The 14,218-nt window shown below is 57.0% G+C and carries 12 protein-coding genes; 2 read left to right on the forward strand and 10 right to left on the reverse strand.

Annotated elements, in window-relative coordinates:
* Window positions 1-137: 137 nt before the first annotated feature.
* Window positions 138-1,385 (forward strand): GGDEF domain-containing protein, encoded by a 1,248-nt coding sequence (locus QC816_RS09405; RefSeq protein ID WP_309781789.1) that lies wholly within the window; start codon window positions 138-140, stop codon window positions 1,383-1,385.
* A 36-nt stretch (window positions 1,386-1,421) separates the two neighbouring features.
* Here QC816_RS09405 and QC816_RS09410 read toward each other — a convergent pair whose 3' ends face one another.
* From QC816_RS09410 to QC816_RS09455, 10 genes are all read right to left on the reverse strand, one after another.
* Window positions 1,422-2,102, reverse strand: a complete 681-nt coding sequence (locus tag QC816_RS09410; protein WP_309781790.1) for an RES family NAD+ phosphorylase — start codon at window positions 2,100-2,102, stop codon at window positions 1,422-1,424.
* Between the two features lie 240 nt (window positions 2,103-2,342).
* Complete coding sequence (locus QC816_RS09415) at window positions 2,343-3,224, reverse strand: DMT family transporter (RefSeq protein WP_309781792.1); 882 nt, start codon at window positions 3,222-3,224, stop codon at window positions 2,343-2,345.
* A 25-nt stretch (window positions 3,225-3,249) separates the two neighbouring features.
* The gene (locus tag QC816_RS09420; protein WP_309781794.1) at window positions 3,250-4,470 is read right to left on the reverse strand and encodes an MFS transporter; all 1,221 of its coding nucleotides are present in this window, start codon (window positions 4,468-4,470) and stop codon (window positions 3,250-3,252) included.
* A gap of 72 nt (window positions 4,471-4,542) precedes the next feature.
* Complete coding sequence (locus tag QC816_RS09425) at window positions 4,543-5,166, reverse strand: TetR/AcrR family transcriptional regulator (RefSeq protein ID WP_309781795.1); 624 nt, start codon at window positions 5,164-5,166, stop codon at window positions 4,543-4,545.
* Window positions 5,167-5,306: 140 nt separating this feature from the next.
* Window positions 5,307-7,127, reverse strand: coding sequence for a DNA helicase RecQ (gene recQ / locus QC816_RS09430; RefSeq protein ID WP_309781796.1), 1,821 nt, complete (start codon window positions 7,125-7,127; stop codon window positions 5,307-5,309).
* 64 nt (window positions 7,128-7,191) lie between these two features.
* Window positions 7,192-8,034 carry a carbohydrate ABC transporter permease gene (locus QC816_RS09435; RefSeq protein WP_199284052.1) on the reverse strand — a complete coding sequence of 281 codons (843 nt, stop codon included), beginning with the start codon at window positions 8,032-8,034 and terminating at the stop codon, window positions 7,192-7,194.
* Entirely contained in the window at window positions 8,031-8,915 is an 885-nt protein-coding gene (locus QC816_RS09440) for a carbohydrate ABC transporter permease (protein ID WP_085920478.1), read from the reverse strand. Before QC816_RS09440 ends, QC816_RS09435 begins: the two co-directional genes overlap by 4 nt.
* Window positions 8,916-8,992: 77 nt before the next feature.
* The gene (locus QC816_RS09445) at window positions 8,993-10,276 is read right to left on the reverse strand and encodes an ABC transporter substrate-binding protein (protein ID WP_268901592.1); all 1,284 of its coding nucleotides are present in this window, start codon (window positions 10,274-10,276) and stop codon (window positions 8,993-8,995) included.
* Between the two features lie 10 nt (window positions 10,277-10,286).
* Entirely contained in the window at window positions 10,287-11,444 is a 1,158-nt protein-coding gene (locus QC816_RS09450) for an ABC transporter ATP-binding protein (protein ID WP_309781799.1), read from the reverse strand.
* 112 nt (window positions 11,445-11,556) lie between these two features.
* On the reverse strand, window positions 11,557-12,975 hold the full coding sequence (locus tag QC816_RS09455; protein WP_199284049.1) for a sigma-54 interaction domain-containing protein: 1,419 nt from the start codon (window positions 12,973-12,975) through the stop codon (window positions 11,557-11,559).
* A 204-nt stretch (window positions 12,976-13,179) separates the two neighbouring features.
* Here QC816_RS09455 and speB point away from each other — a divergent pair, with 204 nt between their 5' ends.
* Window positions 13,180-14,130 (forward strand): agmatinase, encoded by a 951-nt coding sequence (gene speB / locus QC816_RS09460; protein WP_085919983.1) that lies wholly within the window; start codon window positions 13,180-13,182, stop codon window positions 14,128-14,130.
* Window positions 14,131-14,218: the final 88 nt, after the last annotated feature.

Below are 14,218 nucleotides of genomic sequence, written 5' to 3' on the forward strand. Positions count from 1 at the left end.
CGTTTAATCAGCGTCGGCGTATCCATTATAACTTGATGCTATCGTGGCTTTGCATAACCGTCTTCAAAGTAAAGTACTGTGCCCACTAACGCGGCATTGATGCGAAAGGTGAGCTGGTTGGGTCATAGGGGTGGGGCATGGTCAATGACGTGTTGCTCAAAGACGTCGAAGGCGCGCTTGGCAGAGGCCCCTGGCGGTTGCGCTTTGCCGGTCACATAGAAGCGCAGTTCGAGGCCGATACGCAGCGGCAACGCAGCGGAAACATGGTGGCGGCCGGTTTGATAGCGGCGTTCATCTATAACCTCTTTCTGATCAACGATTTCAGCTTTCGCCCCGATGCGTTCACCATGGCAGTAGCGTTGCGGGCAGGGGTGATGTTGCCCGTCGGGCTGGCCATCCTTTGGCAGGTGCATCGCGGGGTATCGCCACCGGCGCGCGAATTCCTGATGGCCTTTACGGTGGTTTGTGCCACGGTGATCTCCTGCGTGATCCTAGCCTCGTCCACCGCGTTCTACTCCTATCTGGACGTGTTCTCTTTCGGGCTCATCCTGGTGGTGGGCAATATCGTGTATTCGCTGCGTTTCCGCTACGCGCTGGCATCTTCTGTGCTCAGCATTGTGATCGCCTCGGCGTTTGTCGTGACCTACGACCCGATGCCGACAGACGCCAAGCGGCTGGCTATTTTTACCCTTCTCGCCAATGCGGTTTTTACGTTGGTGGCTAACTACCGTCTCGAACGTAGCGAGCGACTTGCGTATCTGCACGTACTGCGGGAAAAGCTGCGCGCCGGCCATTACCTTAAAGACAACGAAGTGCTTTCCCAGCTGTCACTGACCGACCCGCTGACGAACCTGGCCAACCGTCGGCAGTTCGACGCGGAACTTGCCACACGCTGGCGTGAGGCCGTTGAGAAAGACGCCTGGATTGGGCTCATGGTGATCGATATCGACCACTTCAAAGCCTATAACGATCACTATGGGCATCCCCAGGGCGACGACTGTTTGCGCCAGGTAGCCAGGGCCATGCAGCTGAATAGCCGCACCGCCGACCTGGTGGTGCGGTTTGGCGGCGAGGAATTCGTGGTGCTCATGGCAGAGGCGTCGCCGGAGGCCGCCGAGCTGGAGGCCGAACGTATCCGTCGCAGCGTCGAAGCCTTGCAGATAGCCAATGTCGGCCTCTCGCCCCGGGCGGTCGTCACCGTCAGCGTGGGCGTGGCGGTGCTGCCACCGGCGGCAGATATGACGGCTGAGGACATACTTTGCCACGCCGATCAGGCGCTTTACCAAGCCAAGCGCCGGGGCCGCAATCGTGTCTGGGTGGCTAGTCCGGATGACGTGCCCATCGGCGATGACCCTGCTGGTAACGTAGGGAGATCAGCCCGGTAGTGCCTATCAGCTTGCTGATCCGCCGTACTGAAACCGCTAGCGCAATACCGTCAGCTCATAAACATGACGGATTCGCTGCCCGTCCCAGTCATACCCGAGGTGACGCCCTTGCCTTGTGGTAGATAGCACGGGCGGGCGAAGCACCGCGGCACATTCGCTTTCCTGATCTCGAACGCTGGGGTAAACGATGCCATCGGTTTGCTCCTCCCAGGCTTTTCTCCCCAAGGTTTGCCCGGACGCCCAGCAATCCGGTCTGAGAAGCGTTTGGGCTGCATCTTGTTGGAGTAAATCAATGAGTTGGCCCGTTAAATCCGACAGATAAACACGCTGCTGAAGCATCACGGGCGGTTCGTTTGACTCTCCCATAAAGCGTTCTGTGTGGTACACGGTTTCGGCAATGGTGGTGGCTTCGGTCAGTGCGCAGTAGTAGGCCCCAAAGGCGCCATCGCTAAAACGCGAACCGGTCGCGGGGAAATGGCAGAAGGCCGCCATGACGGGCGTCCAGCCGGGGCCGTAACGACGCTCGTCGTCACGAACCAAGTGAATGGCGCCCGCTTCCTCACGCAGCCTTGCGGAGGTTTCACCCTCCAGCTCATTGAGTAAGTCCCAGTCATCAGCGTTGCTGTTGACGCCTTCGAATAAATCAATGGGAGGAAATCGCGAGGGAATAACCCGGTAGCTGGGTTGCCACGTAACGTTGCTCAGCGGGAATGTCATGCATGATCCCCACCACGCGCGGCTTCTAAATGTTGGCGAACAACGTAGAGGTCGGAGACGTGTCCATTCAACAGACGCTCCATTGTGTGTGGCCAGCAAAAAGAGGGGTACGGTTGGCTCGCTGCAACCAGCTGTTAGCCGCTTCTTTATTGGGCAACAGTACATGCAGTGCTTTATAGATGCCGAAAATCAACGACATCCGCTCTAGATGATTAGCATCCAGGCGGGCATTCTCTGGTGTTATGAAACGCTTATTTTTCGACAAACGGCTACACCTGTTAAGGACAATGCAAAGCCAGTTATCTGAAACAAAGACAATTGTTCACCAAAGAGGAGCCATGCTTCGATAGCTGCTAAAGGCGGGGCAAGCAATAAAAGCGACGTTGTTTGTGTTGTGTTACCATGTCGAATCAGCCATATTAAAAGAAAAGTTCCAACCCCTGATAAGACGATAATAGCCCAAACAAGCGCGAATATAAAATTGAAATCTAATGAGATTGTTGATTCATCTAATAAAATAATCAATGCAGCCGATGTGACAGCAGCGAATGCGTTTTGAATAGCCATAGATGGCAATAATTCGGAACTGGCTATCGACGACTTCTGAAGAATAGTACCCCATGTAATAGATAGAATTGATGCAGCCGCTATGAGAAGCACACCCGGCGAATAGTTTTGACCCCCAGATGTCTCTATAGATGGCAGTAGCACCATAATCACGCCAGAGAGGCCGATAAGTATGCCAATTCCTTGGAGTCTGGATAGTTTTTCATCAATTAGGAAAAATAAAATTATCATCGTTATGACAGGTTGTAATGCTCCAAACAGTGCCATAAGCGCAGCTGGGAAGCCTTGAGCAATAGCCCAATAACTACCGCCAAGATAAATTCCGTTAATAAAAAATCCTGCGATTGCATGCTTGTGCCACTCTGAAAGCGGGGGGCACTTCTTGTTTAAACCTAGTGCAAGGATTGTGAAAAGTAGGCAGGAAAGAAAGAATCTAAGCGCCAAAAATATATTGGGTGAAGCAGATCCAACAATCATCCTACCTACAATGAAGCCTGTCGACCATAGTAAAACAAATACACAAGAAGCCGCGAAGCTAGTTTTAGTAGACACCATGTTTCTATACTTATTAATCGATTTGTTAACTTGAGGGTTCGGTCAGAAAATACGCTAATGCAATAAGTCCAGAAGCAGTACCTACTACTGAGGTGCCGAGCCATCCATAGTGAGAAAATGACCATCCTCCTGAGGCAGATCCTATAGCGCCGCCACAAAAGAACGTAGTCATATACAACCCATTCAAGCGACCTCTTATCTCAGGAGCCAGAGAAAAAATAATTCTTTGACCAAGGACTAAATTCGCTGATACGGCGAAATCAAGCACGATGCCAGCAACAACGAACAACGCCAGTGAAAGAGACGTACCCTGTGTGTCGATATGTGTCATGGCGAAGGCCGCGATGGCCATGATCATGGCTAAGGCTGTCGCAGGCCTTGTCCATCCGCGATCGGCGACACGACCTGCGATAGGTGCTGCAATGGCACCAGCGACGCCCGCAAGAGCGAACAGTGCAATGCCCTTTTGACTTAATCCGAAGGCAGGGCTTGCCAGCAATAGCGGAGTAGTTGTCCAAAACAGGCTGAACGCGCCAAACATGCAGGCTTGGTAAAGCGCCCTGCGGCGAAGGGCGGGTGTGGTTCGAACCAGTTGCAGCATGGACATCAGCATTTGCGGGTAACTCATTTTGGCTGTCACAGTCCGCTTAGGTAACGTTAGGCGCAAGGTTAGCATTAGGGCTAGCATGGCAACGAAAGATACTAAAAATACCGTCCGCCATGTCGCAAAGTGAGTGATCAAGCTCGCTACTGGCCTGGCTAACATGATGCCTAGCATTAGCCCGCTCATGACATTGCCGACAACTTGTCCACGGGTAGCCTCTGGTGACAGGTGCGCTGCATAAGGTACGAGGATTTGAACGGTGACTGAGCCCAGACCTACAAGCAATGCGGCCGCCAGAAATGGTGTGGTTGAAGTGACTAGACCGGATGCGAGTAGGCCTGCAGCACCAATAGCAAGAATGGTGATCGCCAGTCGGCGATTTTCAAATAGGTCAGCCAAGGGAACCACCAGCAATAGACCTGCGCCATAGCCGATTTGCGTTAGTGTTACGATCAAGCCGGAAAACTGCTCCGACAGCCTAAGCTCCTGACTTATCGGGCCGACTAAGGGTTGTGCGTAGTAAATATTGGCGGCGATTAATCCACATGCACACGCAAGTAGCAGTATCAGCCAAGGTGATATTTCCTGTTGAGTATCACTTGGGACTGCATTGGTGTTTGATGAATGCTTTATTTGGGTCATTTTATTTCCTAAATAATTCTAAAAAAGCCGTGCGTAATCACGGCTATATCAAATAGCAGGCGCTATTTCCGTTCAGTTGAGAAGTTGCATCGCTGCATCAACCACCGCCATCATGTCTTCGCGCTTCTGGCCCGTTTTGCCCAAGACACGCATACCCTGGGCCAGAGATAGCATTAACCTCGCCGTTGTCTCAGCATCGACTTTTTTTGAGATTGATCCATCATTTTGCCCTTGAAGAATGATGTCATTAAGACGTTTCTGATTTCCTTCTAGTGCGGAAGAAACTTTGGCGGCAATTTCTTCGTCTGTGCTGGCCAGCTCTACTGCCCCAACGATAACAAGACAGCCATACCGGCCCTCTGAGGCATGAGAGGACTCAGCGTAAAACACTAACAGGCGGCGTAATTTCTCTCGCCCTGACTCCTCGCTGTTCATAATATCCAATAGTTTGGCACCGCGCAGGGCCATGTATCGGTCTAGTGCAGCAGAAAACAAGTTGTGCTTATTCAGGAACGCTTTGTAGATACTACCGGATGACAGTTTAAGAGCGCCTGAAAGATCGGCAATCGACACCCCATTATAACCGTGCTTCCTGAAGTGGAGGATCGCGCGGTCTAATGCTTCGTCAATGTCGAACTCCCTGGGACGACCTCTGCCTTTAGACGAACCTTTGTATGTGCCATTGTATATACTCATACCTCTATATTAGGACATGATTTAATCCAAAACAAGCCTGTGTCTTGAAAAGTCTATCGATAAACAGGTAGACAGCAGGGGGTTGCTTGATAGGTTTAAATTTTCACATCTGAAGCGCTCGATGCGCTTCTTTCTCTCAACTAATGCTCGGTTTCCTGATGCGTCAGGATAACGTTCAGAAAGCCCTCGCCGTAGTCCGTCAGCTTGCGCGCGCCGATGCCGGAGATGGCGCCCAGTGCCGCCAGGCTCTGAGGGGTCTGCTCGACCATCTCGGCCAGGGTGGCGTCGTGGAAAATCACATAGGCAGGTACGCCCTGGGCTTCAGCCAGTTCACGGCGGTGCTGACGCAGGGCTTCCCACAGCGGGCCGTGGCCCTGCGGCACAGAGGTGCTTTTGCTTCCCCGTCGAGTTGCCTTGGCTTTGCTTGGTTTGCGCAGGGTGAGGGTCTGCTCGCCGCGCAGCACCGGCTTGGCATTAGCAGTTAGCTTGATGCCGCCGTGCCCCTCCATATCCACGCTCAAAAAGCCGCTGGCAATCAGTTGGCGAAAGAGCGCTTTCCATTCGCTGGCCGCGAGGTCTTTACCAATGCCGAAGGTGCTGAGGCGGTCGTGGCCAAAGCGGGTGATACGCTCGTTGCTTTTGCCTAGCAGGACATCCACGAGGTAGGTCACGCCGAAGCGCTGTTCGGTGCGGTAGACACAGGAGAGCGCCTTTTGCGCCGCCACGGTGGCCTCCCATGTCTCGGGTGGCGTCAGGCAGTTGTCGCAATTGCCGCAGGGGGCGTCCAGGTGATCGCCAAAATAGTTCAACAGCGCCTGGCGGCGGCAGCTGATGATCTCGCACAGTCCCAGCATGGCGTCGAGCTTCTGCTGCTCAATGCGCTTTTGATGGTCAGCGGCGCTGGAGTCCTGCTGCATCTGGCGCAGCGTGATCACGTCCTGAAGCCCGTAGGCCATCCAGGCATCGGCGGCCAGGCCGTCGCGCCCGGCCCGGCCGGTCTCCTGGTAGTAGGCTTCGATGCTCTTGGGAAGGTTGAGGTGGGCGACGAAGCGCACGTCCGGCTTGTCGATGCCCATGCCAAAGGCGATGGTGGCCACGACGACCACACCCTCTTCGCGCAGAAAGCGGGTCTGGTGGTACTGGCGCTGCTCGGGGGGAAGCCCCGCATGGTAGGGCAGTGCCGTCAGCCCCTGGCGCTCCAGCCAGGCGGCGGTTTCCTCCACCTTGCGCCGGGAAAGGCAGTAGACGATACCCGCCTCGCCGTCGTGGTGCTCACGAATAAAGCGCAGCAACTGCTCCTTGGCGTTACCCTGATTCTCGGCGATATGGTAGCGAATGTTGGGCCGGTCAAAGCCGCTGTTGTAAAGCGCCGCTTCCTGAAGCTGCAGATGCTCCATGATATCGCCCCGGGTGGGCACATCGGCGGTGGCGGTGAGGGCGATGCGCGGCACGTGGGGGAAACGCTGATGAAGCTGGGAAAGCTGGCGATACTCGGGGCGGAAATCGTGGCCCCACTGGGAGACACAGTGGGCCTCATCAATGGCGAACAGCGCAATCCGGGTCTGCTCCAGTAGCATCTGCATACGCGGCGTGGCCAGCCGCTCGGGCGCGACATACAAAAGATCCAGTTCCCCCGCTCGCAGGCGGTTCTCAACCTCGACCGCCTCGTGATAATCGAGGCTGGAGTTAAGGTAAGCCGCCCTGACCCCGTTCTGTTGAAGTGCCGCTACCTGATCCTGCATCAACGCGATCAGCGGCGAAACCACAATGGCGGTGCCTTCGCGGAGTAGCGCCGGGATCTGATAGCACAGCGACTTGCCTCCGCCGGTGGGCATCAGCACCAGCGCATCGCCACCGGCGATTACATGCTCAATGATCGCCTGCTGCGGGCCGCGAAAGCTGTCGTAGCCAAATACCTCCTGCAGTACCTTGAGGGCTGCCGGGTGAGGGTCGCCGTGCATCAATGCTCTCCTTGTCTCGTGCCTGAGAGAGAATTGTCGCACGAAAAACCCGAGGGGCGTCTGCCTAGCGAATCCCCGCCCGTAAAAACGACTGCACGAACTGGCGCTGGAAGAGCAGGAAGGCGACCAGTAGGGGGGCGATACTCAACAGGGTGGCGGCACTCACCGTCGCCCAGTTAACGCCGGTTTCCGGTGCCGAAAAGACGCCCAGCCCGACGGTTAACGGACGGCTCTCTACCGAGTTGGTGACGACGAGTGGCCACAGGAAATTGTTCCAGTGGTGGCTGATCGAGACCAGGCCGTAAGCCAGGTAGGTGGGCTTGGCCAGCGGTACATAGACCTTCCACAAAATTTCCAGCCAGTTGCAGCCTTCGATGCGCGCAGCGTCCTCCAACTCCCGGGGGATGGTCTTGAACGTCTGACGCAACAGGAAAATCCCGAAAGCACTGGCCACGTAGGGCAGGCCGATCCCGGTGATGGTGTCGATCAAGCCCAGCCCGCTGGCGATACGGTAGTTCTCGACGATCAGTACTTCGGGAAACACGAACAGCTGAATCAGCACCAGCATGAACAGGACGTTCTTGCCGGGCACCGGAAAACGGGCAAACGCGAATGCCGCCAGGGTACAGACCACAAACTGGGCGAATACCACGCCGGTCACCAGTGCAAAGGTGTTCAGGTAGTAGCGGGCAAAGGGCGCCTGTGACCAGGCATCGGTGAAGTTTTCCAGCGTCAGCGGGGCGAATATTTCAAAATTCACCATGAATTCGCTGGGATGAAAGGCGGCCCAGAACGCATACAGCAGCGGAAAGACCCAGATAACCGCCAGCAGCCATGCGGCCACCGTTTCAAGCGACGGAATGGAGACATAACGAGAGCGGGGCGCAGTGGTCGTTGTGGTGTTCATTGGTAGTGCGTCCTGCGATCAAGGATCGTGAACTTCAGCGTTGCGACCACGGCGAGCACCAGAAGAATCACTACCGTAATGGTCGCCGCCGTGGTGCGGTCGAAGAACGAGAAGGCATTTTCGTAGACGTAATAAAGCAGCAGGTTGGTGGCGTTGTTGGGCCCACCCTTGGTCAGGATAAACAGGTGATCCACCACGCGTACCGCGTTGATCAGCGCATTGATCAATACAAAGAGTGTGGTGGGCATCAGTAGCGGAAAGGTAACCCGCCAGAAGAAGCTCCAGCGGCCGGTCCCTTCAAGGTCAGCGGCTTCCTTGAGTTCCGGTGGAATACTCTGTAGCGCGGCCAGGTAGAAAATCATGAAGAAACCGGCTTCCTTCCACACCGACATGACGATCACCGAGCCGAGGGCCACGCTTGGATCGCCCAGCCAATTCACGCCGGAAAATCCCAATGTTTCCAGCAGGCTATTGAACAGGCCGATCTGCGGTGCATAGAAAAACATCCAGATATTGGCGGCGGCGATCATCGGCAGGATGGTCGGCGTGAAATAGGCCATACGCACAAAGCCGCGCCCCGACAGCTTGCCGTTGACAAACAGCGCCATGCCCAGCGCCAGGGCAATGGAGGTGGGAATGGTGCCCAGCGCATAGAGCAGGTTATTACGCGCCACCTGCCAGAAGGTCGGGTCGTCAAACAGCACCTGATAGTTCTCGACCCCGACAAACGCCGCGGGCTCGCCACGAAAGCCGGGAAGAAAAAGGCTGTTGATGACGGTCATGATCGTGGGAAGATAGGCGAAAGCAGCCAGCAGTACGGCGGCAGGCAGCAACAGCAGCGCGCCGTAAAGTTGCATTTTAGCGTGGGCGGTTAGTGTCATGATTGAACACCGCGAGTCCGGAAAAAGCCGGGGCGCACCCCGGCGAATATGAAAGCGTTATGTTTTTTTGACGCGCCTTAGCGGGCGTAGCGGCGTAGCACACCTTCGGCCTCTTGCTGTGCCTGAGAGAGGGCGTCTTCAGGCGTCATCTGACCGGTCAACGCGGCTTGAACGGCATTATCCAGAGCGCGGCGCACACGGCCACCCTGGTAGGTGGAAAGCTCCGCCGTGCTGTGTTCCAACTGATCCCGGGCGACCGCCGCAGGCGGGAAGTTGGCGACGTAGTCTCGCAGGGCTTCGGTTTCGTAGGCAGCAGGGCTGACGCCCATGTAGCCGGTCTCGATCGACCAGGCTGCGGCACGTTCAGGGGCGGTCATCCAGCGGATAAACGTCATTGCTGCCTGCTGTTCTTCTTCCGTCGTATCTTCAAAAATGTAGAAGTTGCCGCCGCCGGTGGGGCTACCGCGCTGGGTTTTCATCGGCAGCATGGCCACGCCAAAATCGAAGTCTGCTTCGCTACGCACAGCACTCAGGTTGCCCGTGGTGTGCCACATCATCGCGGTGGATTCCTCGATAAAATTCTGGCGCAGCGTGCCCCATTCGATGGTGTCGTCAGGCATGGCACCGTGCTCATTGGCCAGCGATACCCAGTATTCAAGCGCTTCAATGGCGGCAGGGTCATCGAAATAGACCTCGGTACCGTCTTCGCTCATCAGCCGGTGGCCGTTCTGGAAGGCGAAGGCCTGGAACATCCAGTAGGGGTAGCCGGTGGACGGTACCATCACGCCCCATTGCTCGCCGTCGGAGGCCTCGCGCACGGTGGCGGCCATTTCGGCCATTTGTTCCCAGTTCTCGGGGGGCGTTTCGGGGTCGAGGCCGGCGGCTTCAAAGGCGTCTTTGTTCCAGAACAGCACGATGGTGGAGCGCTGGAAGGGAATGCCATAAGTTTTGCCATCCAACTGGCCGTTTTCCATCAGCCCGGGGTAGAAACTATCGAGCCACTCGCGTTCTTCGTCGCTTTCGACCAGATCGTCGAAGGCCACGATGGCATCTTGTTCCAGCAGTTCGTAGAGGTCGATGGAGAACATGACCGACAGCTGCGGCGTATCTCCCGCTTCCATCGCCGACATGGCGCGTACTCGGGTGTCGTCGTAGTTGCCTGCGTAGATGGCTTCCACGTCGATATCGGGATGCTCGCTTTCAAATTCGTTGACCAGGTCGTCGACCACATCGGTAAGCGCACCGCCGACGGCGACCGGGTAGTACATGGTCAATTCGACCGGGTCGTTGGCGGCGACCTGACCGGCGCTGAGCAGGCCAGCGGTGAGGGCAGAAAGAGCAAAGGGGAGACGGGCACGCATGGGAGACACCTCAACGTTGGGATTGGAGCTGGGAGTGGCGCAATTCATCTTGCGGTGAACCAGTGGGTAATTCGCTTTCCGGGGATACGGTGGGCATGAGTGAGTAAGCGGCAAGATCGTCACGACGCAGGCCGTCCTCGGCGAAGAGGTGCGCGGCGGACGCAGGCCAGCCGATCCGGCAGTGCTGGCCGGTAATCGCGTGGCGGCCGCGCAGTCGGATCCGCAGGGTATGGTCGCCGACCGCCAGGTGGGCGATGGTGTCGGCGCCCAGATATTCGTCGCTCAGCACCTTTGCCGGTACCCCGGAAGCTGATGCAGGGCGTAGCTCGATATCTTCCGGGCGGATGCCCAATTGCCCGTTGGCGGCTTCCAGCGGGGCTACCGTTGTGTCGGGTTCGCTTTCAATCACGGCACCATGTTCGCCTGGCACAAGCGGCAGCAGGTTCATGGCCGGGCTGCCGATAAAGCTGGCGGCAAAGGCACTGGCCGGGCGGTTGTACAGCTCGTCAGGAGTGCCATCCTGCACGATCTTGCCGTGCTGCATCAGAATCACACGATCCCCCATGCTCATGGCTTCGACCTGATCGTGGGTGACGTAGATCACTGTCATGTTAAGGCGGCTTTGCAATGCCTTGATTTCCCGACGCATATCGCTGCGCAGCCGGGCATCAAGGTTGGAAAGCGGCTCGTCCATAAGGCAGATCGGATGTTCGGAGATCACCGAGCGCGCCAGCGCCACGCGCTGGCGCTGGCCACCGGAAAGCTGGGCCGGTTTGCGGTTCAGGTAGTCGGTGAGGTCAACGAGTTCGGCGACCTTGGCCAGCCGCTCGCGCTGCTCGGCCTTGGGTACCTTGCGGCTGCGCAGACCAAACACGATGTTGTCAGCTACGCTCAGGTGCGGGAATAGTGCGTAGGACTGAAACACCATGCTCAGCCCACGATCCCCAGGCGGCAACCGGGTAACGTCGCGATCACCGATATGAATACGCCCGTCGCTGGCCTCTTCAAGGCCAGCAATCATGCGCAATGTGGTCGATTTACCGCAGCCCGACGGCCCCAGCAAAATGACGAATTGACCCGGGGTGACGTCGAAGGAAATACGATCGACAGCGGGTATCGCGTCCCAACGTTTGGTAACGCGTTCCAGGCGGATACGCGATTGGTCCATAACACTCATCACCGGCTGTTGGTTGTTATTGATCCAGCTTGTGTTGAAGGTGTTGCACTTGCATGACACTTACATGGATGGATGGTTACGTTAGCTGTGTCAAGCGAAATATTTACTTGGAGACCGTAATACCGTAACGCTGCAGTCGGCGTACGACGCTTGACTGGCTGATGCCCAGCCGCTCGGCGATGGCGTAGGTGCTGGGTAGCGTGGCGCTTAGTTCTTCAAAGGTTTGTCGCTCTAACCTTGCCAGATACTGTTTGAGGGTCTCGTGGGGAGCGATGGGTAATGTGTTGGAGGGGGGCGAGGCGCTTGGCGCATTCGTGGCGGGTTGTTCAGCGTGAGGGTGAACGGCAGGCGTTTCGATTTGATCGGTGGGGCTGGAAAGCCAGGCCCTCTCCAGCCAGTTTTCCAGTTCGCGGACGTTGCCCGGCCACTCGCTGCCCATCAGCGTCGACCATACCTGATTGCCCAGGATTTTTTGCCGACCGTAGCGCTGGTTCAGCCGGTTCAGGCAGGCGTCGACAAGGTCGGGAATATCCTCGCGGCGGTCGCGAAGCGGCGGCAGGGTGACGGGAATCACGTTAAGGCGGTAGTAGAGATCCAGCCTGAAGTGCCCGGCTTCGACCTGCTTGGCCAGGTCCTGATTGGTGGCGACCACCAGGCGGAAATCGACCCGACGCGGTCGTGTATCGCCCAGGCGGGTCAGGCTGCCATCCTGAATCACCTTGAGCAGTTTGGTCTGCATCAAAAGCGGCAGCTCGCCGATCTCATCCAGAAATAGCGTGCCACCTTCGGCCTGCTCCAATAGTCCCGCTTTGCCCTGCCTGGCCGCACCACTAAAGGCACCGGGCTGGTAGCCGAACATTTCTGACTCGAAAAGGTTCTCGGGGATGGCGGAACAGTTGACGTCGATAAAAGGGCCGTTACAGCGTTGGCTCCAGCGGTGTAATTGCTTGGCGAAGGCGGTTTTCCCCACGCCGGACTCGCCCAGCATGAGCACGTTGGCATCGGAGGGGGCCACGCGCTTGAGCAGCAGGGCAATTTCGCGCATGACATTGCTTCTGACCTGGAGGTCATCCAGGGCGTCATCCAGCGCCTGCTCTTCGGCATCGGGGGCGGCATGGCTACGCTTCAGGTGTTCGCTGAAGCGTTTTTGCAGCAGAGCGTATTCATCTTGCAGCAACTGAAGGTCGGTCAAGTCCCGCGAGCGGCTGATGACGCGCTCAAGTTTGCCCTCCACAAAGACGGGGTAGGCTTCGGCAATGACGCGTCGGCCTGTCCCGGTGACCTGCATAAGCTGCGCAGGCCGACGCGTACGCATTACTTCAAGCGTAATCGACGGCTTAAGCACCCCCGCGGCCTGTAGCTGTTGAACGCTGCTGGCAAGCAGTTCCTCGCGTGATAACCCGTAAACCGCTTCAGCGCCCGGGCTGATATCCAGCACGCGGCCGTCGCCACCAACGATGAAGAAATGGTCGTTGGCTGTTTCCACGATGGTTTGCAGGACGCAGCTATCGATGTCGCTCACCGGGCGCTCCTTTGATGCGTTTCTGAATCGATAATGCATTCTTGAATCAATTGGCCCTATTTTCAATGCATTTTTGCATCAAAAGGGTTTTTTAACGACGCCCAATGGCGGTCTGTGCGCGAAATGGAAGTTGGCACGGTACCTGCAGTATTCAACAGTAGTCAGGCCGGATATGGCTCAATCAATAACAAGCTGGAGATGAGTATGTCGGACTTTAATCAGCCGATGGGCGGCAACAGCATGCCACGCTTTGCCGGCCCCGCGACCATGATGCGCCTGCCCACGCAGGAGACGGCTCAGGGGTTGGACGCCGCCTTTATCGGCATTCCAATGGATATTGGCACGTCAAACCGCCCGGGCACACGCCTTGGGCCGCGCCAGATCCGCGATGAGTCGCGCATGCTGCGCCCCTACAACATGGCGACCCGCGCGGCCCCCTTTGAAAGCCTGCAGGTGGCAGACATCGGCGACGTACCCATCAATACCTTTCACCTGCCGAAAAGCGTCGACATCATTACCGCGTTTTACGACGAGGTGCTCAAGCATGACTGCATTCCGCTGACCCTTGGCGGCGAACATACGCTGACACTGCCGATACTGCGCTCCATTGCCAAGAAACATGGCCCGGTGGGGCTGATCCACGTCGATGCCCACGCCGATGTGAATGAGCACATGTTTGGCGAGCCGATTGCCCATGGCACGCCGTTTCGCCGTGCCCAGGAAGAGGGGCTGCTGGCCGCCAACAAGGTCGTGCAGATAGGCCTGCGGGGGACGGGATACGCCGCGGAAGATTTCGACTGGTGTCGTGAGCAGGGCTTCCGCGTTGTGCCCGCCGAAGAGTGCTGGTACCGCTCGCTGGCGCCGTTGATGAAGGAAGTGCGCGAACAGATGGGCGATATCCCGGTATACATCAGCTTTGATATCGACTCCCTGGATCCGTCGGTTGCCCCTGGCACCGGCACGGTGGAAATGGGCGGCCTGACGTCTTCCCAGGGGCTCGAGATCGTCCGGGGCGCGTCAGGCTTGAACATTGTCGGCGGTGATCTGGTGGAAGTCTCTCCCCCCTATGACACAAGCGGCAACACGGCATTAATGGGGGCCACGCTGCTGTATGAAATGCTCTGCGTACTGCCGGGCGTGAAGACCGGCAGTTAATTCGATAATTGCGATAAAAAGCGCCGACTTAACAAGGCGTAGACGATAACGATGCAAGTTAAGAAGCGGTGTTGTCCGCCGCTTCAGA

Origin of the sequence: Vreelandella janggokensis (assembly GCF_031451615.1) — a bacterium.
Classification (GTDB): Bacteria; Pseudomonadota; Gammaproteobacteria; order Pseudomonadales; family Halomonadaceae; genus Vreelandella; species Vreelandella janggokensis.

Coding starts and splice junctions, on each gene's coding strand:
- QC816_RS09405 (WP_309781789.1), top strand. CDS start 138: ATGGTCAATGACGTGTTGCTCAAAGACGTCGAAGGCGCGCTTGGCAGA.
- QC816_RS09410 (WP_309781790.1), bottom strand. CDS start 2,102: ATGACATTCCCGCTGAGCAACGTTACGTGGCAACCCAGCTACCGGGTT.
- QC816_RS09415 (WP_309781792.1), bottom strand. CDS start 3,224: ATGGTGTCTACTAAAACTAGCTTCGCGGCTTCTTGTGTATTTGTTTTA.
- QC816_RS09420 (WP_309781794.1), bottom strand. CDS start 4,470: ATGACCCAAATAAAGCATTCATCAAACACCAATGCAGTCCCAAGTGAT.
- QC816_RS09425 (WP_309781795.1), bottom strand. CDS start 5,166: ATGAGTATATACAATGGCACATACAAAGGTTCGTCTAAAGGCAGAGGT.
- recQ (WP_309781796.1), bottom strand. CDS start 7,127: ATGCACGGCGACCCTCACCCGGCAGCCCTCAAGGTACTGCAGGAGGTA.
- QC816_RS09435 (WP_199284052.1), bottom strand. CDS start 8,034: ATGAACACCACAACGACCACTGCGCCCCGCTCTCGTTATGTCTCCATT.
- QC816_RS09440 (WP_085920478.1), bottom strand. CDS start 8,915: ATGACACTAACCGCCCACGCTAAAATGCAACTTTACGGCGCGCTGCTG.
- QC816_RS09445 (WP_268901592.1), bottom strand. CDS start 10,276: ATGCGTGCCCGTCTCCCCTTTGCTCTTTCTGCCCTCACCGCTGGCCTG.
- QC816_RS09450 (WP_309781799.1), bottom strand. CDS start 11,444: ATGGACCAATCGCGTATCCGCCTGGAACGCGTTACCAAACGTTGGGAC.
- speB (WP_085919983.1), top strand. CDS start 13,180: ATGTCGGACTTTAATCAGCCGATGGGCGGCAACAGCATGCCACGCTTT.